Below are 21,151 nucleotides of genomic sequence, written 5' to 3'. Positions count from 1 at the left end.
GGCCGTATGACTAAGAAAAATCAAAACGACGAACTCGTCTTCCTGCCGCTGGGCGGCTCGAACGAGGTCGGAATGAACCTCAACGCCTATGGCTTCGGCCCGGCGCATGACCGCAAATGGATCATCGTCGACGTCGGCGTGACCTTCGGCGACCAGTCCACGCCCGGCGTGGACGTCATCGTGCCCGATCCGACCTTCCTGGAAGGCGAGAACATCCTCGGCATCGTGCTGACGCACGCGCACGAGGACCATATCGGCGCCCTGGGCTGGCTGTGGCCGCGCATTCAGGCGCCGCTGTACGCCACGCCGTTCACGGCCTTCCTGATCCGCGAGAAGCTGCGCGACGCCGGCATCTATGAGGATGTCGAGCTGAACGAGGCGCCCCTGGGTTCGACCGTGAACCTGGGCCCGTTCGAGGTGACCTACGTCACCATCACCCACTCGATCGCCGAGCCGAACGGCCTGGCCATCAAGACGCCGCTGGGCACGGTGCTGCACACGGGCGACTGGAAGATCGACAACGATCCGGTCGTGGGCGAGCGCACCGACGTCGAGTTCATCCAGAAGCTGGGCGACGAAGGCGTCCTGGCCATGGTGTGCGACTCCACCAACGTCTTCGTGGACGGCGTCGCCGGCTCGGAAGGCGATGTGAAGGTCAAGCTGGCCGAGCTGATCCAGGGCCTGAAGGGCCGGGTCGCGGTCGGCTGCTTCGCCTCCAACGTCGCGCGCATGGACAGCGTGATCCGCGCCGCCGAGGCCGCCGGGCGCCGCGTGGCCCTGGCCGGCCGGTCGATGCACCGCATCACCGCCGCCGCCAAGTCGGTCGGGATGTTGAGCGACCTCAAGCCCTTCCTGTCCGAGCAGGAGGCCAAGATCTGGCCGGCGGACGAGATCCTGTATCTGTGCACCGGCAGCCAGGGCGAGGCCCGCGCGGCCCTGTCGCGCGTGGCCGAGGGGACGCATCCCTTCATCAAGCTGGGCGAGGGGGACCACTGCATCTTCTCATCGCGCGTCATCCCCGGCAACGAGCTGGGCATCGGCCGCCTGCAGGACAAGATGGCCGAGCGCGGCGTGCGCCTCTACACCGAGAAGGACCATCCCGGCATCCACGTCTCGGGCCACCCGTGCCGTGACGAACTGCGCCAGATGTATCAGTGGGCCCGGCCGAAGATCGCCGTGCCGACGCACGGCATGCGCCGCCACCTGATCGAGCACGGCGCCCTGGCCAAGGACATGCAGGTGCCGGAGACGGTGACGCCGCGCAACGGCGACATGGTGCGTCTGGCCCCCGGACCCGCCGCCATCATCGACGAAGTGCCCTCGGGCCGCCTGTTCGTCGACGGCGGCATGCTGGTCGAGGAGGCGGGCGAGGCCCTGCGCGAGCGCAAGCACGCGGCCAGCAACGGCATCCTGATCGTCAGCTTCGCCCTGGATAAGCGCGGCCGCATCGCCAGCGACATCGACGTGCGCGGCATCGGCCTGCCCGGCGACGCGGACCGGCCTCTGGGCGACGTTCTGGACGACATGGCCGAGCGCGTCGAGAACACGGTGCGCGGCCTGAAGGGCGAGGCGCTGGAGGACGAGATGGTCATTGAACAGGCCGTCAGCCGGACCCTGAAGAAGGCCAGCCAGCAGATCTGGGACCGTCGTCCCATCGTCGAAACCGTGGTGCTGAGGCTCTGATGGCCGATCGTCTGTATCTGCTGAACGCCGACTGGTTCGACGATCAGGGCGGGCCGTGGTTCTGCCCGCCCGGCGCGCGGATCGAGGGGGTGCTGGGCCTCTATCCGCGCCTGCGCGAGCATCTGACCGTCACCTATCTGGATCACCCGCGCCCGCGCCCGGCCGTGATCGCCGAGGTGGGGGAGGCGAACCAGAGCTGCCCCTTGCTGGTGCTGGACGGCGAGTTCGACTGGCCCGACGCCCAGGTCAGCGAAGAGACCGGCGCGCGCTTCCTGCAGGACGACGACATCCTGCCGTACTGGGCCGCCCGCTACGGCATCGGCCGGCCGCATCCGTAACCGATGTTCCCTTCTCCCGATGGGAGAAGGTGGCCCGAAGGGCCGGATGAGGGTTTCCGGCTTATGTCGGCGTAAGCCGCAGCGCGACGGCTGACGCCGACTGAAACGGCGAACCCTCACCCTTTCGCGTAGCCGATCGCCTTCGGCTCCCGGGCGCTCAAGCCCTCTCCCATCGGGAGAGGGACTTACAAAGTGACCTTGCGATAGTTGTCGCGGTCCAGATTGCCGATCTCGACCGAGATCTGGCGCGGACCGTCGTAGGGCGCGACGCCCGCCAGCAGGGCCGCCAGCACGGCTTCGCCCAGGGCGGTCTTCTGCTCCTGGGTGCGGCCGGTCAGGATGCGCAGGTCGCAGTGGACCATGGCCTGGGCCGGATCGCCGTCGGCGATGATCAGCCGATCGCAGCGGACGACGCGCGTCTTGCACGCCTGGGTCGTCGCCCCGACCACGTCGACGCAGAGGCGATGGATCTCCAGCGACAGGGCGCGCCAGTCGGTCGCGTCGAAATGGGTGGAGTGTTCGAGCGTAATCTGTGGCATTCAGGGGATCCTTGCTGCGGGCCGTCGTGTTCCGCTGCACGAAGAAAGCGATAAACGGACTTTTGTCGATGCCTCTTGGCCCCTTTACCCTGGTCGCCACCTATCTCACCGTCTGGTGGATCGTGCTGTTCGCCATCCTGCCGCTGGGCACATCGGAGCAGACCAAGGAACCGCCGACGGACGGCACCCAGTGGGGCGCGCCCACCGAGCCCCGCCTCAAGCAGAAATTCATCACCACCACCTGGGTGGCCGCCATCGTCTGGGCGATCATCGTCGCCCTGGTGTGGATCGGCTGGATGCCCATTCCTCACATCAATCAATCCGGCGCGCTCTAGCTTTCGCGCCGCCCGCCCGGTTAAACCTCGGGCCTGACTGAATTTGCCGAGAATCCTCCCATGCGCCTGTCGCGCTACTTCCTGCCGACCCTGAAAGAAGCCCCTTCCGACGCCCAGATCGTGTCGCATCAGCTGATGCTGCGCGCGGGCATGATCAAGCAGGAGGCGGCCGGCATCTACGCCTGGCTGCCGCTGGGCCTGCGGGTGCTGCGCAAGATCGAGAACATCGTGCGCGAGGAGCAGGTCAAGGCCGGCGCCGTCGAGCTGCTGATGCCGACGTTGCAGCTGGCCGACCTGTGGCGCGAGAGCGGCCGCTACGACGCCTATGGCCCGGAGATGCTGCGCATCACCGACCGCCATGAGCGCGAGCTGCTGTATGGGCCGACCAATGAGGAGATGGTCACCGACATCTTCCGCGGCTTTGTGAAGTCGTACAAAGCCCTGCCGCTGAACCTCTTCCACATCCAGTGGAAGTTCCGCGACGAGCGCCGTCCGCGCTTCGGCGTCATGCGTGGCCGCGAGTTCCTGATGAAGGACGCCTATTCCTTCGATCTGGACGAGGCCTCGGCCCGCATCGCCTACAAGCGGATGTTCGCGGCCTATCTGAACACCTTCGCCCGCCTGGGGCTGAAGGCGGTGCCGATGCGCGCCGACACCGGCCCCATCGGCGGCGACCTGAGCCACGAGTTCATCGTCCTGGCCGACACCGGCGAGAGCGAGGTCTTCTGCGACCGCAAGCTGGTCGAGATGGCCGCGCCGGGCCACAACCTCAGCGTCGAGCAGCTGGAAGGCGTGTTCAACGAGCGCACGGCCCTCTACGCCGCGACCGAGGAAATGCACGACCAGGCCCAGTTCGAGGCCCAGACCGCCGAGGGCGACCGCCTGTCGGCGCGCGGCATCGAGGTCGGCCACATCTTCTACTTCGGCACCAAATACTCGGCCCCGATGAAGGCCAAGGTCGCCGGGCCGGACGGCCAGGACACCGAGGTCCACATGGGCAGCTACGGCGTCGGGGTGTCGCGCCTGCTGGGCGCCATCATCGAGGCCAGCCATGACGAGGGCGGCATCATCTGGCCGGACTCGGTCGCGCCGTTCGACGTGGTGGTGATCAACCTGCGCGCCAATGACGCCGCCGTCTCGGCCGCGTGCGAGGACGCGGTCGCCAAGCTGGAGGCCCTGGGCAAGGACGTCCTCTACGACGACACCGACGAGCGTCCGGGCGGCAAGTTCGCCACCGCCGACCTGATCGGCGTGCCGTGGCAGCTGACCATCGGGCCCAAGGGCCTGGCCGACGGCGTGGTCGAACTGAAGCGCCGCGCCACGGGCGAGAAGCAGAACCTGTCGCTGGACGCCGCCCTGGAGCTGCTCACGAAATGACCGACGCCGCGACGGCCTCCGCTCCGCCGCCCGCATCGAAGGGATCCGGCCCGTTCTCCAGCTGGGAGATCGGGCTGGCGCTCCGCTACCTGCGCGCCAAGCGCAAGCAGGGCGGGGTGGCGCTGATCGCCATGATCAGCTTCATCGGCATCATGCTGGCCGTCGCCGTGCTGATCAGCGTCATGAGCATCATGGCGGGCTTTCGCGGCACGCTGATGGATCGGATCCTGTCGTTCAACGGTCACATGTACGTGCAGGGGCCGGTGCTTTATGCGCCCGACCGCGACGCGGCGCTGACGCGGATCGCCGACGTGCCGGGCGTGGTGGCGGTGTCGCCGCTGGTCGAGTCTCCCGCCATGTTCCGTGCGGGCGGGGGCGCCACCGGGGGCCTGGTGCGCGGCGTGCGGCCGCAGGACCTGGCCTCGACCAAATTCGTCTATGACAGCCTGAGCCCCGAGGCGCGTGCGAGCTTCGGCAAGGGCGAATACGGCGGCGACCGCGTCCTGATCGGCAAGAGCCTGGCCGAGCAGATGGGCCTGCGCGAGGGCGACCCCATCTCCATCTATTCACCGACCGGGGCCGACAGCGCCTTCGGCAACCTCGGCGGGCTGGAGAAGACCTATATCGTCGGCGGCATCTACACCTCGGGCGCGGCCGACTATGATCGCGCCTTCATCTTCATGCCGCTGGAGCAGGCCCAGCTCTTCTTCGGCAAGGACGGCGTCTGGGACGTCATCGAGATGAAGGTGGCCGAGCCGGACCTGGTCGAAAACCTGCTGACGCCGGTCCAGCGCGCGGCCGGGCCAGGCAGCGTGGTTCAGGACTGGCGCAACCGTCAGGCCGCCATCTGGGGCGCGCTCAAGGTCGAGCGGGTGGCCATGAGCATCATCCTGGGCATGGTCGTGGCCATCGCCGCCATGAACATCATCAGCGGCATCGTCATGCTGGTGAAGAACAAGACGCGCGACATCGCCATCCTGCGCACCGTCGGGGCCAGCCAGTCGTCCATCCTGCGCATCTTCTTCATGTCGGGCGCGGCCATCGGCATCGGCGGCACCATCGCCGGCCTGGTTCTGGGCCTGCTGTTCTGCTGGAACATCGGGGCGATCCAGCATTTCCTCGAAGGACTGCTGGGCGTCCAGCTGTTCAACGCCGACGTCTACATGCTGGATTCCGTGCCGGCCAAGGTCGACCCGTGGGACGTGACCTGGGTGGCGGTCTTCTCCTTCTTCATGAGCTGCCTAGCCAGCCTGCCGCCGTCGTGGAACGCGTCGCGCATCGATCCGGTGGAGGCCCTGCGCTTTGAATAGGCTGCTGAAGAAGAAGCCCGCCGTCGCCGCCGGGACGAACGGCGCCATCCTGTCGCTGCGCGGGGTGACGCGCACCTATCCGACCGCCCAGGGCGGGCTGACGGTTCTGAAGGGCGTTGACCTGGACGTCATGCCGGGCGAGGTCGTCGGCCTGATCGGGCCGTCAGGCTCGGGCAAGTCCAGCCTGCTGCACGCGGCGGGCCTGCTGGAGCGGCCGACCAGCGGCCATGTGCTGATCGACGGCGAGGACGTCGGCGGGCTGGACGAACGCGCGCGCACGCGGCTGCGCCTGCACCGCATCGGCTTTGTTTATCAGTTCCACCACCTGCTGCCCGAGTTCGACGCCCTCGACAATGTGGCCCTGCCCATGCGCATCGCGGGCGTGCGGGAAGGGGAGGCGCGTCGGCGCGCGACCCAGACCCTGACCGCCCTCGGGCTGGGCGAGCGCGTCACCCACCAGCCGGCGCAATTGTCCGGCGGCGAGCAGCAGCGGGTCGCCATCGCCCGCGCCCTGGCCAACAGCCCGCGCCTGCTGCTGGCGGACGAGCCGACCGGCAACCTGGACCCCGCCACCAGCCAGGCGGTGTTCGAGGCCCTGCGCGAACGGGCCAAGACCACGGGCATCGCCGCCCTGATCGCCACCCACAACATGGAGTTGGCGGGCCACATGGACCGTGTCTTCGCCCTGAAGGACGGCCACCTGGAACAGAGGGCGGCCCAGAGCCAAGCCTACTGAGCCCACGCCTGCCAATGAGGTTCGGCCGAGCGGTCCCGCGCAGGCCGGCCACGCTTACCTTGTCAAACAATTTGCGGTTGACGAGAACAAATCGGCAACATAGAACAAATGGGCAACATTTGATCTGGGGATAAAATCAATGGCGCGTTGGGTGAGGGAACTGCTGTCGCTTGCGTCCTGCGGCGGCTTCGTCTGGATGGTCTGGCAGGCGGCCTTCCTGGTGGCGTGACCCGCTGCCGTGCCGACGCCCGGTTTGAAGGGCGCGGCAGACTCCCTGCATGATGAGGCGCGTCCGTGTGAGCGGGCGCTGCGATGCGGAGTTTTCAATTGGCGGATGCGGTGAACAGTCAGGGCTTTGTCCATCTGCGGGTCCGCAGCGCCTATTCCTTGCTTGAAGGCGCGATCAAGGCCGGCAAGATCGGCAAGATGGCCGCCGAGGCGGGCATGCCCGCCGTCGCCGTGGCCGACCGCGCCAACCTGTTCGGCGCGCTGGAGTTCAGCCAGACGACCAAGGACGCGGGGGTGCAGCCGCTGGTCGCCTGCGCCCTGCCGGTGCTCGACATCGGCGGGCAGGCGGCGCCGCGCTGGGCCAAGACCCCGACGGTCGTCCTGCTGGCCCAGAACGAGCGGGGCTGGCTCAATCTGTGCGCCCTGTCGTCCGCCGCCTACCTCGACGCGGGCGAGATGGCCGAGCCGGGCGTGCCCTGGGGAAAGGTTGTGGAAAAGTCCGAGGGGCTGATCCTGCTGTCAGGCGGTCCGGACGGCCCGATCGACCCGCTGTTCGTGCAGAAGAAACCCGCCGAGGCCGCCGCCGCCCTGGCCGAGATGAAGCGGGTGTTCGGCGACCGCTTCTATGTCGAACTGCAGCGCCACGGCCTGTCCAGCGAGATCGAGGCCGAGGGCGGCCTGGTCGAATGGGCCTACGCCAACGATGTCCCGCTCGTCGCGACCAACGACGTCTATTACGCCAAGGCGGCCCAGGCGAAGTCGCATGACGCGCTTCTGTGCATCTCCGACGGCGCCTTCACGGGCCAGGAGGACCGCCGCCGCGTCACCGGCGAGCACTGGTTCAAGTCGGCCGAGGCGATGCGCGAGCTGTTCGCCGACCTGCCCGAGGCCTGCGACAACACCATCGAGATCGCCCGCCGCTGCGCCTTCCTGGTCAAGACGCACAAGCCGATCCTGCCGCGCTTCGACACCGGCGCGGGCCGTTCCGAGGCCGACGAACTGGCGCACCAGGCGCGCGAGGGGCTGAAGGCGCGGCTGGAGAAGAATAAGGCTTACGCGCCCGAGCAGGACTATTGGGACCGCCTCGAGTGGGAGGTGGGGATCATCCAGCAGATGGGGTTCCCCGGCTACTTCCTGATCGTTGCCGACTTCATCAAATGGGCCAAGCTGCATGACATCCCGGTGGGGCCGGGGCGGGGCTCGGGGGCCGGCTCCCTGGTCGCCTGGTCGCTGACCATCACCGACCTGGATCCCTTGCGGTTCGGCCTGCTGTTCGAGCGCTTCCTGAACCCGGAACGCGTGTCGATGCCCGACTTCGACATCGACTTCTGTCAGGAGCGGCGCGAAGAGGTCATCGACTACGTCCAGGACCACTACGGCAAGGACCGGGTGGCCCAGATCATCACCTTCGGCACCCTGCAGGCGCGGGCCGTGCTGCGCGACGTGGGCCGCGTGCTCCAGATGCCGCTGGGCCAGGTGGACCGCCTGGCCAAGATGGTGCCGGCCAACCCCGCCAATCCCGTGACCCTGGCCCAGGCCATCGACCTGGAGCCGCGCCTGCGCGAGGCGCGTGACGCCGAGGCCTCGGTCAAGGCGCTGCTGGAGACGGCGCTGGAGCTGGAAGGGCTCTATCGCAACGCCTCGACCCACGCGGCGGGCATCGTCATCGGCGACCGGCCGCTGACGGAGCTGGTGCCCCTGTATCAGGACCCGCGCTCCACCATCCCCGCCAGCCAGTTCAACATGAAGTGGGTCGAGCCGGCGGGCCTGGTGAAGTTCGACTTCCTGGGCCTGAAGACGCTGACGGTGCTGGACCGGGCCAAGGGCTATCTGGAACGGCGCGGCGCGGCGCCCGAATGGAACCTGCTGCCGCTGGACGATCCCAGGACCTATGAACTGATGGCCTCGGGCCAGACGGTCGGGGTGTTCCAGCTGGAATCCCAGGGCATGCGCGACACCCTGCGCAAGATGCGCTGCGGCTCGATCGAGGAAATTACCGCCCTGATCTCCCTCTACCGGCCCGGGCCGATGGAGATGATCGATACCTACATCGACCGGAAGTTCGGCCGGGCCGAGGTGGACTACCTGCACCCCAGCCTGAAGGAGGTGCTGACCGAGACCTACGGCGTCATCATCTACCAGGAACAGGTGATGAAGATCGCCCAGATCCTGGCGGGCTACAGCCTGGGCGAGGCCGACCTGCTGCGTCGCGCGATGGGCAAGAAGAAGAAGGAGGAGATGGACTTCCAGCGCCTCCGCTTCGTCAAGGGCGCGTCCGAGAAGGGGGTTCCGGAGTCTCAGTCCGGCTCCATCTTCGACCTGGTGGCCAAGTTCGCGGGCTACGGCTTCAACAAGTCGCACGCGGCGGCCTATGCCCTGATCTCGTTCCAGACGGGCTGGTTGAAGGCCAATCATCCGGTCGAGTTCTTCGCCGCCTCGATGAGCCTCGATCTATCGAACACCGACAAGCTGGCGGTCTTCTACCAGGACTGCCGTCGTTTCGAGGTTCCGGTTCTGGCGCCGGACATCAACCGCTCGTCCGCCGATTTCGACGTGGCGTGGAAGGACGGGCAGGGCAGCGTCCTCTATGCGCTCGGCGCCATCCGCAACGTCGGTCTGGAGGCGATGAAGCACGTGGTGGAGGTGCGCGAGGCGGGCGGCCCCTTCGCCGACATCTTCGACTTCCTGGAGCGGGTCGATCCCAAGGCGGTCAACAAGCGGGCCCTGGAAGGCCTGGCGCGGGCCGGGGCTTTCGACAGCCTCCATCCTAATCGCCGCCAGCTGTTCGAGCAGGCCGACGTGCTGATCGCCTATTGCCAGAGCGTGGCCGCCGAGCGCGCCTCGTCCCAGGTCAGCCTGTTCGGCGCCGATCAGGCCGCCGCCGCCCGGCCGCGCCTGAAGAGCGTGGAGCCCTGGGCCGGACCGGACAAGCTGGATCAGGAGCTTTACGCCGTCGGTTTCTACCTGTCCGGCCACCCGCTGGAGGAGCTGACGCCGGCGCTGAAGCGCAAGCGCGTGACCTTCGTGGCCGAGGCGCAAGGCCTGGCCGAGGCCGGGCACGAAGCCTTCCAGATGGCCGGGGTCGTGCGGCGCCGTCAGGAACGGGCCAGCGCCCGCACCGGCGAGAAGTTCGCCTTCGTCACCTTCTCGGATCCGACGGGCGAGTTCGAATGCCTGTTCCCGCCCGAGCAACTGCGGCGTTGCCGCGAGATTCTGGAGGTGGGGGCGTCGGTCCTGGTCAAGGTGCGGGCCAAGGCGGCGGACGGGGAGGTGCGCTTCTTCGGCGACGACGCCAGCCGCATGGACGTGCTGCTGGACGACGCCCAGATCGGCCTGCGCGTGGTCCTGTCGGCCCAGTCGGCGGACGCCGAGGCGCTGAAGGCGCGGCTGGATCGGGCGCGGGCGCAGGGCAAGGGCGGCGAGGTCTGGCTGCAGGCGACCCTGGGCGGCCGCACCGAGGTGGAAATCAAGCTGCCCGGACGATACCGGCTAGACGCGGCGCTGCGCGGCGCGTTGAAGTCGGCGCCGGGGGTGGTGATGCTGGAGGACGCCTGATGAGCCAAGCTGAAACCGTAACGCACAAGGGATCGTGCCACTGCGGCGCGGTGGCCTATGAGGTCGAGGTCGGGCTGGAAGGCCTGGTCGAGTGCAACTGCACCCATTGTTACCGCAAGGGATTCGTGCTGGCCTTCGCGCCCCGCTCGGCCTTCCGCCTGACCAAGGGGGAGGGCGAGACGACCTCCTACTTCTTCAACCGGCACAAGATCGACCATCGCTTTTGCAAGACCTGCGGCGTCCAGCCCTTCGGCTACGGCGTGGCGCCCGACGGCAGCGAGGTGGCGGCGATCAACGTGCGCACCCTGACCGACGTGGAGCCCTGGGACTGGACCGCCCAGCGTGTGGACGGGCGCAGCTTCTAGCCTGGCCGGCGCGGCGGCGCAGGGTTCGACTTGCCTTTTCCGGTCGTTTCGCCTACATGCGCGGCGCACTTCGCACGTGGGCGTGGCGCGGTCCGGGGAGACATCCCGGCCTGCACCGTTCCGAGGGATCAGCCGATCCTTTTAACCGCCCGCGCTAGGTTTGATCGGAAAAAGGAAAAGACGATCATGGCTCTGCCTGAATTCTCGATGCGCACGCTGCTGGAAGCCGGCGCTCACTTCGGCCACCAGACGCACCGCTGGAACCCGAAGATGGACCGCTACATCTTCGGCTCGCGCTCGAACATCCACATCATCGACTTGTCGCAGACGATGCCGCTGCTGCACCAGGCCCTGGTCGCCGTGCGCGACGTGGCCGCCAAGGGCGGTCGCGTTCTGTTCGTCGGCACCAAGCGTCAGGCCGCCGACCCGGTCGCGCAGGCCGCCACGCGCTGCGCCCAATACTACATGAACAACCGCTGGCTGGGCGGCACCCTGACCAACTGGCGCACCGTGTCGAACTCGATCCAGCGCCTGCGCGAACTGGAAGCCATCCTTCAAACCGGCGAAGGCCGGAACAAGAAAGAGCTGCTGACCCTGCAGCGCGAGAAGGACCGTCTGGAGCTGTCGCTGGGCGGCATCAAAGACATGGGTTCGGTGCCGGACATCATGTTCGTGATCGACACCAACAAGGAATCGATCGCGATCCAGGAAGCCCGCAAGCTGAACATCCCGATCATCGCCATCCTGGACACCAACTCGGATCCGGACGGCATCACCTATCCGGTGCCGGGCAACGATGACGCCGCCCGCGCCATCCAGACCTATTGCGACCTGATCGCCGACGCCGTCCTGGACGGCCTGGCCGCCGGCGCCGCCGCTCAGGGCATCGACCTGGGCGCTTCAGAAGCTCCGGTCGAGCCGGCTCTGCGTGAAGCCGTCGTGGCTGAAGCCGAAGCCGCTCCGGCCGGCACGGAAGGCGCGGCTGAAGAGCTGGTCGCCGCCGAGGCCGAGAAGGTCGAAGGCTGAGACTGACGTTCCGGCGCCGCCGCGCGCCGGACCGACGTCAACTTGACATGCGGCCGGGCTAGACAGTCCGGCCGCCCATTTTGAATTTCAGGAGAAGAACATGGCCGAGATCACTGCCGCCCTCGTGAAGGAGCTTCGCGAGCGTTCGGGCGTCGGCATGATGGACTGCAAGAAGGCGCTGGTTGAGAACAACGGCGACATCGAAGCGGCCATCGACTGGCTGCGCGCCAAGGGCCTGTCCAAGGCCGCCAAGAAGGCCGACCGCGTCGCCGCCGAGGGCCTGGTGGCCGTCGCCGTGCGCGAGGACGGCAAGGGCGAAGTCGCCTCGGCCATCGAGTTCAACGCCGAAACCGACTTCGTGGCCCGCAACGACCTGTTCCAGTCGGCCGCCAAGGAATTCGCCCAGCTGGGACTGCACCACGACGGCGTCGAAGCCATCCACGGCGCGACCCTGGAAAACGGCAAGACCGTTCAGGACGAAGTCACCAACCTGATCGCCACCGTCGGCGAGAACATGCAGCTGCGTCGCGCGGCTCGCCTGTCGGTCGATGAAGGCGTGGTTTCGACTTACGTCCACAACGCCGTCTCGCCCGGCGTCGGCCGCATCGGCGTGCTGGTCGCCCTGGAAGGCGCTGGCGACAAGGAAACCTTGCGCGAAGTGGGCCGCAAGATCGCCATGCACGTGGCGGCCACGGCTCCGCTGGCCCTGAACACCTCGGACCTGGATCCGGCCGCGATCGAAAAGGAACGCGCCGTCCTGATCGAGAAGGCCAAGGAAGAAGGCCGTCCGGACAACATGATCGAGAAGATCGTGGAAGGTCAGATCAACAAGTTCCAGAAGGACGTGGTGCTGTCGAAGCAGCCGTTCGTCATGGACCCGGACGTGACCATCGAGCAGCTGGTCGCCAACACCGGCAAGGAGCTGGGCTCCGAGCTGAAGCTGGCCGGCTTCGTCCGTCTGGCGCTGGGTGAAGGCGTCGAGAAGGTCGAGACCCCCGACTTCGCTTCGGAAGTCGCCTCGATGACCGGCGGCAACTAAGAAGACGTCTCCCTCCCCGGGCCGGGGAGGGAGAATTATGCGTTTGGGCGCGTTCGGCTTTGAAGGCCGGCGCGCCCTTCGTCTATGATGAGCCGCCGATTCACTTCGCGCGGATGCTAACCCCTGTATCCACGGACCCCTGACCATGCCCGACGCCCCCTCTGAGTTTCGTTACAAGCGCGTCCTGCTGAAGGTCTCGGGCGAGGTGCTGATGGGCGACCAGGCCTACGGCATCGACATGAAGACCGTGGACGTGGTGGCGGCGGCCGTCGCCGCCGTGGCGCGTCAGGGCGTCGAAATCTGCCTGGTCATCGGCGGCGGCAATATTTTCCGCGGCCTGTCCAAGGCCGCCGAGGGCATGGACCGGGCCAACGCCGATTACATGGGCATGCTGGCCACCATCATGAACGCCCTGGCCATGCAGGGCGCGCTCGAGAAGATCGGCGTCGACACGCGCGTCCAGAGCGCCATTCCGATGGCCGCGATCGCCGAACCCTACATCCGTCGCCGCGCCATGCGTCACCTGGAAAAGGGCCGGGTGGTGATCTTCGCCGCCGGCGTGGGCGCGCCCTTCTTCACGACGGACTCGGGCGCCGCGCTGCGCGCCGCCGAAATGGGCTGCGACGCCCTGCTGAAGGGCACCAGCGTGGACGGCGTCTATACCGCCGACCCCAAGAAGGACCCGACGGCGACGCGCTATGATACGCTGACCTATCAGGAGGTCCTGGCCAAGGACCTGCGCGTCATGGACGCCTCGGCCATCGCCCTGATGCGCGACAGCGGCATTCCGATCGTGGTCTTCTCGATCCGCGAGGAAGGCTCGCTGCACAAGACGTTGACGGGGCAGGGCACCTTCACCGTCATCACCAACAAGGCCGCCTGAGCGGCCTCTATCGACCCAAGACAGGACCAAGGACACAGCCATGGCCAAACCCGATCTCAAGACGTTCCGTGACCGGATGGACAAGTCCGTTTCCGCGTTGAAGGACGATTTCGCCGGACTGCGCACCGGCCGCGCCAGCGCGGGCCTGGTCGAACCGGTCATGGTCGAGGCCTATGGCTCGATTTCGCCTCTGAACGCCGTGGCCGCCATCAGCGTGCCGGAGCCGCGCATGATCTCGGTCAGCGTCTGGGACAAGGGCATGGTGGTCTCGGTCGAGAAGGCCATCCGCTCGGCCGGCCTGGGTCTGAACCCCGTCGTCGACGGCCAGACCCTGCGCATCCCGGTCCCGCCGCTGACCGAAGAGCGCCGCAAGGACCTGGTCAAGCTGGCCGGCAAATACGCCGAGGACAAGAAGGTCGCCGTGCGCAACGTGCGCCGCGACGCCAACGACGAGCTGAAAAAGGCTGAAAAGGCCGGCGACATCAGCCAGGACGAACACAAGAAGATGGAAGCCGAGGTCCAGAAGGACACCGACGCCGCCATCAAGCGCATCGACGAGACCTTGAAGGCCAAGGAAGTCGAGATCATGCAGGTCTGACGACGCCGTCAGTCCCGCCAAGGAAGGTCCCATATGTCGGCCGAGCCCGTCGCCACGGCGCCTGAAAAGGGGCCACGTCACGTCGCCCTGATCATGGACGGCAACGGCCGCTGGGCGCAGCGCCGGGGCCTTCCGCGCGCCGTGGGCCACCGCGAGGGGGTCCAGGCCCTGCGCCGCACCATCAAGGCGGCGCCGGAACTGGGCGTGGAATGCCTGACGGTGTTCGGCTTCTCGACCGAGAACTGGAGCCGTCCGGCCGACGAGGTGTCGGACCTGATGGGCCTGGTGCGGGCCTTCGTCGGCAGCGATCTGAACCGGCTGGACGCCGCGGGCGTGCGGGTGAAGGTGCTGGGCCGGCGCAAGGGCCTGCCCTCCGACATCGCCGCCATCGTCGAGCGGGCCGAGGCCCAGACGGCGGGCAATGACAAATTCCTGCTGCAGGTGGCCTTCAACTACGGCGGCCGGGCCGACCTGGTCGACGCGGCACAGCGACTGGTCGATCGCGCCCGCGCGGGCGAGGACGTGGTCGTGGACGAGGAGATGCTGGGCACCGGCCTGTCGACGGCCGGGTCGCCGCCGGTCGATCTGATCGTGCGGACCTCGGGCGAGCAGCGCCTGTCCAACTTCCTTCTGTGGGAGGCGGCCTACGCCGAAATGGTGTTCCAGGAGATCCTGTGGCCGGACTACGGCGCCGAGGCCCTGGCCGAGGCCATCGCCCAGTTCGGCCAGCGCGAGCGCCGCTACGGCGGACGCGAAGCGGTGACGGCGCCCTATGGCGAGGCGGTGAGCTGAGATGGCGTTGAAGCCTCGCGACATCGCCCTGCGGGCCGCTTCGGCGGTCGTGCTGGCGCCCGCCGCGGTCCTGGCGACCTGGGCGGGCGGCGACTGGTTCTGCGCCCTGGTCGTTGCGGCCGCGGTGCTGCTGGCCTTCGAATGGGCGCGGATGAGCGCGCCGCGCCTGTGGCGCTCGGTCGGTGTCAGCGTGGCCCTGGCCCTGGTCGTGGCGGTGATCGCGGCCCATGTCGGCCAGATCTCCCTGGCCCTTGTGCTGATGGTGTTCGGCGCTCTGGCGGCCGGGCTGTTCGCCCGCACGCGCGGGGAATCCGCGCTCGACGCCGCCTATGGCGTCCTCTACCTCGGCTGGCCCTGCGTCCTGCTGATCTGGCTGCGGGACCTCAATGAGGCGCAGGGGCTGTACTGGACCGTTCTGGTCTTCGCCGTGGCCTGGTCGGCCGACATCCTGGCCTATCTGGTCGGCAGCTTCGTCGGCGGGCCCAAGCTGTGGCCGCGCTTTTCGCCCAACAAGACCTGGTCCGGCTTCATCGGCGGCCTGACCGCCGGGATGATCGCCGGCGCCGCCATGGCGGGCTGGCTCGAAATGGGTCGATTGAACGCCGTCTGGGGCGGGGTGCTGGGCCTGGCCGCGGCCCTGGCCACCATGGGCGGCGACCTGTGGGAATCGGCGCTGAAGCGTCGCTTTGGGGTCAAGGACGCGGGCAATCTGATTCCCGGCCACGGCGGCCTGCTGGACCGGGTCGACGGGCTGATGTTCGCCGTGGTCGTGGTGGCGGCCGGGCGGCTGATCGTCCTGATGCTGGAGCGGGCGGCGTGATCGCGCGCCGCGTCAGCGTCCTGGGCTCGACCGGATCGGTGGGCTCTTCGACCCTGGACCTGATGGCGCAGGCCCAGGCCGCGGGTTCGGCCGCCTTCGAGGTCGAGGCCCTGACCGGGGGCGCCAACATCGCCCGACTGGCCGAGCAGGCGCGCCGCTGGCGGCCGCGCATCGCCGTCACCGCCGATCCGGCGCGCCTGGATGAGTTGCGCGCTGCCCTGGCCGGAACCGGCGTCGAGGCGGCGGCGGGGCCGGACGCCGTCGTCGAGGCGGCCGTGCGGCCGGCTGACTGGATCATGGCCTCCATCGTCGGGGCGGCGGGCCTGCGCTCGGCCTGGGCCGCGGCCGGGACCGGGGCGACCCTGGCACTGGCCAACAAGGAAAGCCTGGTCTGCTGCGGCCCGGCCCTGATCGAACGGGTCAAGCGCAGCGGCGGGCGGCTGATCCCGGTCGACTCCGAGCACTCGGCCATCTTCCAGGTCTTTCCGGCCGAGGCGCCCGAGCGGGTGTCCAAGCTGGTGCTGACCGCCTCGGGCGGGCCGTTCCGCACCCTGCCGCGGACCGCCATGACGCGGATCACGCCCGAACAGGCCGTGGCCCACCCGAACTGGAGCATGGGCTCCAAGATCTCGGTCGACAGCGCCACCATGGCCAACAAGGGGCTGGAGCTGATCGAGGCCGCCTATCTGTTCGACATGCCGGGTGAGCGGATCGACGTCGTGGTCCACCCGGAATCGATCATCCACAGCCTTGTGGAATATGTGGATGGTTCGACCCTGGCCCAGATGGGCCCGCCGGACATGAAGACGCCCATCGCCTGCGCCCTGGCCTGGCCGGACCGCCTGGCCTGGCCCGCGCCCAGGCTGGACCTGGCGGCCCTGGGCCGGCTGACCTTCGAGGCGCCGGACGAGGAGCGGTTCCCGGCCCTGCGGCTGGCGCGCGAGGCCCTGGCGGCGGGCGGATCGGCGCCCATCGTGTTCAACGCGGCCAACGAGGTCGCGACCCTGGCTTTCCTTGACCGGCGGCTGGGCTTTCTCAATATTGCCGCAGTCGTCGCCGACACCCTTGAAAAGGCGACGGGCGCGGGCGTGTCTTGCGGTTCCGACGATGCCTGCGACGCGGCCCTGGCGGTCGATGCGGAGGCGCGACGGATCGCAGGCGACGTCATCGCCTCGCTGAACATCGCGGCCTAGGGGCACGGGAGATACGAACGGCATGCTAGGCGTCATCGGCCAGGTCCTGATCTACGTCGTGCCGTTCCTGCTCGTCCTGACGGTCGTGGTGACGGTGCACGAACTGGGGCACTTCCTCACCGCGCGGGCCTTCGGCGTGAAGATGGACCGCTTCTCCATCGGCTTCGGCCGCGCCATCCTAAGGCGAACGGACCGGCGCGGGGTCGAGTGGCGCCTGGGGTGGCTGCCGCTGGGCGGCTATGTGAAGTTCTCGGGCGATCTGGACGCCACGGGCGTGCCCGACCGGGCGGGCCTAGAGGCTCTGCGCCAGGCCGTGACGGCCGAACATGGCCCGGGGGCCGAGCGCGACTACCTCTATTTCAAGCCCCTGTGGCAGCGCGCCCTGGTCGTGGCGGGCGGGCCCTTCGCCAACTTCGTCCTGGCCATCTTCATCTTCACCCTGCTGTTCAGCCTGGTGGGCGTCGACCTGCGCCCCGCGCGGGTGATGGAGGTCCAGCCCCAGTCGCCGGCCGCCGCGGCGGGCTTCCTGCCGGGCGACCTGATCACCCACGTCAACGGCAAGCTGATCTCTGACGGCGGCGAGGTGACGCGCGTGGTGGCCCTGAGCAGCGGCGATCCGGTGCGCTTCATCGTCGAGCGCGGCGACCGCGCCGTGCAACTGACCGCCACGCCCGAGCGCCGGGTCGAGACCGACCGCATCGCCGGCCGGGTCAGCGTGGGCCGCATCGGCCTGGCTCTGGGTTCGACGCGCGACGAGATTCGCCATGTCCGCTACGGCCCGGTCGCGGCCGTGGGGCAGGGGGTGCGCGAAACCGGCGCCATCCTGAGCACCACCCTGACCTATATCGGTCGCATCTTCACCGGCCGCGAGACCGGCGATCAGTTCAGCGGGCCGCTGGGAATCGCCAAGGCTTCCGGGGCCTTGACCAACGCCGCCGTCGCGGCCAATTCCGAGCCCTGGGCCATCGTTCGCAATCTCTTGCTGACGCTGACGAGCTTCGCCGCCATACTTTCGGTCGGAATCGGCTTTCTTAATCTGATGCCTATTCCCGTTCTGGATGGGGGGCACCTGCTGTTCTACGCCTATGAAGCCGTGGCGCGCCGTCCGATGGCCGCCCGGGTTCAGGAAGCGGGATATCGGGTCGGTCTTGCTTTGCTGGCGGGTTTGATGTTGTTCGCGACCTGGAACGATCTGCAGAAGCTCAATCTCTTCAAATTCCTCGGCGGGCTCGTCTCGTGAGCCGACGCCAGCCCCCGATGGTTTCCCGCATGACTCAAAACGACAGCCGCCTCATGATCCAGACTCCTGGCCGCATTCTCGGGGTCAGCGCCCTGGCCCTGATCTTCGCCGCCGGACTGGCTGAGCCGGCCCTGGCCCAGCAGGCGGCCCCTGCCCAGGCCGCTGCCCAGGCCCAGGATCCTTCCCAGGCCCCCCAGATGCAGCTGGCGCCCCAGACCGAGCGCGCCCTGGTCAACCGCATCGTGGTGCGGGGCAACCAGCGCATCGACCAGACCACGGTCCTGTCCTATCTGCCGATCCAGCCCGGCGACACCATCGACGCCGTGACCATCGACGTGGCGGTGCGCACCCTGTCGCGCACGGGCCTGTTCGCCGACGTCCAGATCGGGCTCCAGGCCAACGGCGACCTGATCGTCGAGATCGCCGAAAACCCGATCATCAACCAGGTGACCTTCGAGGGTAACAAGGCCCTGGCCGAGAAGAAGTTGCGCGATGAGGTCACCATCAAGCCGCGCGGCATCTACACCCGCGCCCGCGTCCAGGAAGACGTCGGCAAGATCGTCGAACTGTATCGCCTGTCGGGCCGGATCTCCGCGACCGTGACGCCCAAGCTGGTCCAGCTGGACCAGAATCGCGTCGACGTGGTGTTCGAGATCGACGAGGGCCCCGAGACGGGCATCGCCGCCATCACCTTCCTGGGCAATAAGGCGTTCTCGGACAGCGACCTGCGTCAGGTCATGGTCACCAAGCAGTCTTCCTGGTGGCGGCTGTTCAGCACGAACGACAACTACGACCCGAACCGTCTGGACTATGACCGGGAGCAGCTGCGGAAATTCTACACCAACCGCGGCTATTACGACTTCCGCATCCTGTCGTCCGTGTCCGAGCTGAAGCCGGACAACGGCGCGTTCGGCGTCACCGTGACCGTGGACGAGGGCGACCGCTACAACTTCGGCGAGATCAAGGTCGTCACCGAGAACGACCGCCTGAACGCCGACTTCCTGCAGTTGCTGCTGCCGATCCGCAAGGGCGACCTCTATGAGAGCGATCGCATCCAGGCGGCGGTCGACACCCTGACCTTCGCCGCCGGTTCGGCGGGCTACGCCTTCGTCGAGATCAACCCGACCTATCGGGCCGATCCCGAGACGGACACGGTCAATGTGACCTTCAACGTCCGCGAGGGGCAGCGCGTCTACATCGACCGCATCAATGTGGTCGGCAACACCCGCACCCTGGACAGCGTCATCCGTCGCGAGCTGATGGTGGGCGAGGGCGACGCCTTCAACCGCTCCCTGGTCGAGCGTTCGCGCAACAACCTGCGCGCCCTGGGCTTCTTCAAGGACGTGAAGATCGAGGAGACGCGCGGCAGCGCGCCGGACCGTTCGGTCGTCAACGTCACCGTCGAGGAGCAGCCCACTGGCGAACTGTCGGTCGGCGCCGGCTTCAGCTCGGTCGACTCCTTCGTGCTGAACCTGGGCATCACCGAGCGCAACTTCCGCGGTCGCGGCCAGAACGTCGTGGCCCGCGCCGAGTGGGGCTCGCTGCGCCAGCAGATCGACTTCCGCTTCACCGAGCCCAAGTTCATGGGCCGCGACGTGCGGGCGGGCTTCGACCTGTTCCACATCCGCTACGACCTGAGCAAATACTCGTCCTACGATTATCGCTCGACCGGCGGCGGGGTGCGGGTCACCTATCCGCTGAACGGCTACGCCAACTTCAGCACCCGCTACTTCCTGAAGGACGACGAGGTCGTCATCCCCTTCGGCTACTGCGGCAGCGGCGTAGGCGGCGGGTCCTCGGCCCTGTGCGACCAGGCGGGCTCGTTCATCAACTCCTCGGCCGGCTACACCCTTCTGGTGAGCCGGCTGAACGATCCGGTCCGGCCGACGCGCGGCTGGTCGGCCTCGCTGCGTCAGGACTTCGCCGGCATCGGCGGCGACGTGAACTACATCAAGACCGAGGCCGACGCCTCCTGGTACTACGGCATCCGCCCAAACTGGGTGGTCAGCGTCCAGGGCCAGGCGGGCTACGTCAGCGGCTGGAACGGCGACCCGATCCGGATCAACGACCGCTTCTTCAAGGGCGGCAACACCTTCCGCGGCTTCGAAACGGCGGGCATGGGCGCGCGCGACCTGACCACGACCGACGCCCTGGGCGGCAACTTCTACGCCATCGGCACGGTTGAACTGACGCTGCCGAACATGTTGCCCGAGGAATACGGCATCAAGACTTCGCTGTTTGCCGATGTCGGCACCATCGGCAAGCTGGACGACCGTTATCTGGTCGACTCGGCGACGGGTCTGCGCAACCCGAACATCGTCGACGACCTGGCTTTGCGCGCCGCCGCCGGCATCAGCATCCACTGGCGCTCGCCGATGGGGCCGATCCGCTTCGACCTGTCCAAGGTTATGGCCAAGGAAGACTACGACAAGACCGAGACCTTCCGCTTCTCGACCTCTACCCAGTTCTAACCGCGGCCTGACCGCCGCCACTAAGGCTTAGATTATGAAACTCATCGCTATCGGCGCCTTCGCCCTCGCTTCGCTGACCGCATCGGCCGCCCTGGCCCAGACGCAAGGCCCGGCCAACCCGGGGCCGGCCATCCCCGGCGTCTGCGTCTTCTACAGCCAGCGCGTCCTGGCCCAGTCGACCGTCGGTCAGGCCGTCCAGACCCGCGTCGAGCAACTGGCCAAGGAAGTGCAGGGCGAGCTTCAGCCCTACGCCACCGCCATCCAGACCGAGGCCCAGGCTCTGCAGCAAGGCGCGGCGACCATCCCGGCCGATCAGATGAACCAGCGCCGTCAGGCCCTGCAGCAGCGCATCCAGGAAGCCCAGCAACTGGAAGCCACGCGCGACAACGAACTGCGCTACACCCTGGCCCAGCAGCGCCAGAAGATCTCGGAAGCCATCGAGCCGATCCTGGTCGCCGTCTATCAGGAGAAGGGCTGCGGCATCATGCTGGACCGCGAGAGCGTCTTCATCCTGAACCCGGCCATGGAAGTCACCGACACCGTGATCCAGCGCCTGAACGCCCAGCTGCCGACGTTGAACTTCAACCGCATGCCGGTTCCGGCCCAGCCGCAGTCCTAAGGCG

At 67.8% G+C, this 21,151-nt stretch carries 19 protein-coding genes; 18 read left to right on the top strand and 1 reads right to left on the bottom strand.

Features of this window, described 5'->3' with window-relative positions; genetic code table 11:
• Nucleotides 1–6: 6 nt before the first annotated feature.
• Nucleotides 7–1,683, top strand: coding sequence for a ribonuclease J (locus tag D8I30_RS13685; RefSeq protein ID WP_121483224.1), 1,677 nt, complete (start codon nucleotides 7–9; stop codon nucleotides 1,681–1,683).
• Nucleotides 1,683–2,021 (top strand): DUF3088 family protein, encoded by a 339-nt coding sequence (locus D8I30_RS13680; RefSeq protein ID WP_121483223.1) that lies wholly within the window; start codon nucleotides 1,683–1,685, stop codon nucleotides 2,019–2,021. The genes D8I30_RS13685 and D8I30_RS13680 overlap by 1 nt, the downstream gene beginning before the upstream one ends.
• 185 nt (nucleotides 2,022–2,206) lie before the next feature.
• Here the strand turns inward: D8I30_RS13680 and D8I30_RS13675 are convergent, their stop codons facing one another.
• Entirely contained in the window at nucleotides 2,207–2,560 is a 354-nt protein-coding gene (locus D8I30_RS13675) for a 5-carboxymethyl-2-hydroxymuconate Delta-isomerase (RefSeq protein ID WP_121483222.1), read from the bottom strand.
• A gap of 68 nt (nucleotides 2,561–2,628) precedes the next feature.
• Here D8I30_RS13675 and D8I30_RS13670 point away from each other — a divergent pair, with 68 nt between their 5' ends.
• The 16 genes from D8I30_RS13670 (at nucleotide 2,629) to D8I30_RS13595 (ending at nucleotide 21,147) form a co-directional block, all read left to right on the top strand.
• Complete coding sequence (locus D8I30_RS13670; RefSeq protein WP_121483221.1) at nucleotides 2,629–2,895, top strand: DUF1467 family protein; 267 nt, start codon at nucleotides 2,629–2,631, stop codon at nucleotides 2,893–2,895.
• 60 nt (nucleotides 2,896–2,955) lie between these two features.
• Complete coding sequence (proS, locus tag D8I30_RS13665; RefSeq protein WP_121483220.1) at nucleotides 2,956–4,272, top strand: proline--tRNA ligase; 1,317 nt, start codon at nucleotides 2,956–2,958, stop codon at nucleotides 4,270–4,272.
• Nucleotides 4,269–5,582, top strand: a complete 1,314-nt coding sequence (locus D8I30_RS13660) for a lipoprotein-releasing ABC transporter permease subunit (RefSeq protein WP_121483219.1) — start codon at nucleotides 4,269–4,271, stop codon at nucleotides 5,580–5,582. The genes proS and D8I30_RS13660 overlap by 4 nt, the downstream gene beginning before the upstream one ends.
• Nucleotides 5,575–6,318, top strand: a complete 744-nt coding sequence (locus tag D8I30_RS13655) for an ABC transporter ATP-binding protein (RefSeq protein ID WP_121483218.1) — start codon at nucleotides 5,575–5,577, stop codon at nucleotides 6,316–6,318. Before D8I30_RS13660 ends, D8I30_RS13655 begins: the two co-directional genes overlap by 8 nt.
• Nucleotides 6,319–6,645: 327 nt before the next feature.
• Nucleotides 6,646–10,101, top strand: coding sequence for a DNA polymerase III subunit alpha (dnaE, locus tag D8I30_RS13650; RefSeq protein ID WP_121483217.1), 3,456 nt, complete (start codon nucleotides 6,646–6,648; stop codon nucleotides 10,099–10,101).
• Nucleotides 10,101–10,466 (top strand): GFA family protein, encoded by a 366-nt coding sequence (locus D8I30_RS13645; protein ID WP_121483216.1) that lies wholly within the window; start codon nucleotides 10,101–10,103, stop codon nucleotides 10,464–10,466. Before dnaE ends, D8I30_RS13645 begins: the two co-directional genes overlap by 1 nt.
• A 186-nt stretch (nucleotides 10,467–10,652) precedes the next feature.
• Nucleotides 10,653–11,492, top strand: coding sequence for a 30S ribosomal protein S2 (rpsB, locus tag D8I30_RS13640; RefSeq protein ID WP_121483215.1), 840 nt, complete (start codon nucleotides 10,653–10,655; stop codon nucleotides 11,490–11,492).
• 100 nt (nucleotides 11,493–11,592) lie between these two features.
• Nucleotides 11,593–12,531 carry a translation elongation factor Ts gene (gene tsf / locus D8I30_RS13635; protein WP_121483214.1) on the top strand — a complete coding sequence of 313 codons (939 nt, stop codon included), beginning with the start codon at nucleotides 11,593–11,595 and terminating at the stop codon, nucleotides 12,529–12,531.
• Between the two features lie 145 nt (nucleotides 12,532–12,676).
• Nucleotides 12,677–13,414, top strand: a complete 738-nt coding sequence (gene pyrH, locus D8I30_RS13630; protein WP_121483213.1) for a UMP kinase — start codon at nucleotides 12,677–12,679, stop codon at nucleotides 13,412–13,414.
• 40 nt (nucleotides 13,415–13,454) lie between these two features.
• On the top strand, nucleotides 13,455–14,012 hold the full coding sequence (frr, locus tag D8I30_RS13625) for a ribosome recycling factor (RefSeq protein ID WP_121483212.1): 558 nt from the start codon (nucleotides 13,455–13,457) through the stop codon (nucleotides 14,010–14,012).
• A 33-nt stretch (nucleotides 14,013–14,045) separates the two neighbouring features.
• Complete coding sequence (gene uppS, locus D8I30_RS13620) at nucleotides 14,046–14,804, top strand: polyprenyl diphosphate synthase (RefSeq protein ID WP_121483211.1); 759 nt, start codon at nucleotides 14,046–14,048, stop codon at nucleotides 14,802–14,804.
• Nucleotide 14,805: 1 nt separating this feature from the next.
• Nucleotides 14,806–15,624, top strand: a complete 819-nt coding sequence (locus D8I30_RS13615; RefSeq protein ID WP_121483210.1) for a phosphatidate cytidylyltransferase — start codon at nucleotides 14,806–14,808, stop codon at nucleotides 15,622–15,624.
• Nucleotides 15,621–16,817 (top strand): 1-deoxy-D-xylulose-5-phosphate reductoisomerase, encoded by a 1,197-nt coding sequence (gene dxr, locus D8I30_RS13610; protein ID WP_121483209.1) that lies wholly within the window; start codon nucleotides 15,621–15,623, stop codon nucleotides 16,815–16,817. The genes D8I30_RS13615 and dxr overlap by 4 nt, the downstream gene beginning before the upstream one ends.
• 22 nt (nucleotides 16,818–16,839) lie before the next feature.
• A complete protein-coding gene (locus tag D8I30_RS13605) occupies nucleotides 16,840–18,057 on the top strand; it encodes a M50 family metallopeptidase (RefSeq protein WP_121483208.1) in 1,218 nt (405 codons plus the stop codon).
• Nucleotides 18,058–18,110: 53 nt separating this feature from the next.
• Nucleotides 18,111–20,528, top strand: a complete 2,418-nt coding sequence (bamA, locus tag D8I30_RS13600) for an outer membrane protein assembly factor BamA (RefSeq protein WP_430804936.1) — start codon at nucleotides 18,111–18,113, stop codon at nucleotides 20,526–20,528.
• Between the two features lie 34 nt (nucleotides 20,529–20,562).
• Nucleotides 20,563–21,147 (top strand): OmpH family outer membrane protein, encoded by a 585-nt coding sequence (locus D8I30_RS13595; RefSeq protein ID WP_121483205.1) that lies wholly within the window; start codon nucleotides 20,563–20,565, stop codon nucleotides 21,145–21,147.
• Nucleotides 21,148–21,151 lie beyond the last annotated feature (4 nt).

This window comes from Brevundimonas naejangsanensis, assembly GCF_003627995.1.
Lineage (GTDB): Bacteria > Pseudomonadota > Alphaproteobacteria > Caulobacterales > Caulobacteraceae > Brevundimonas > Brevundimonas naejangsanensis_B.
Note: the sequence above shows the minus strand (reverse complement) of the source record. Positions and strands in the feature narration are given on the sequence as shown.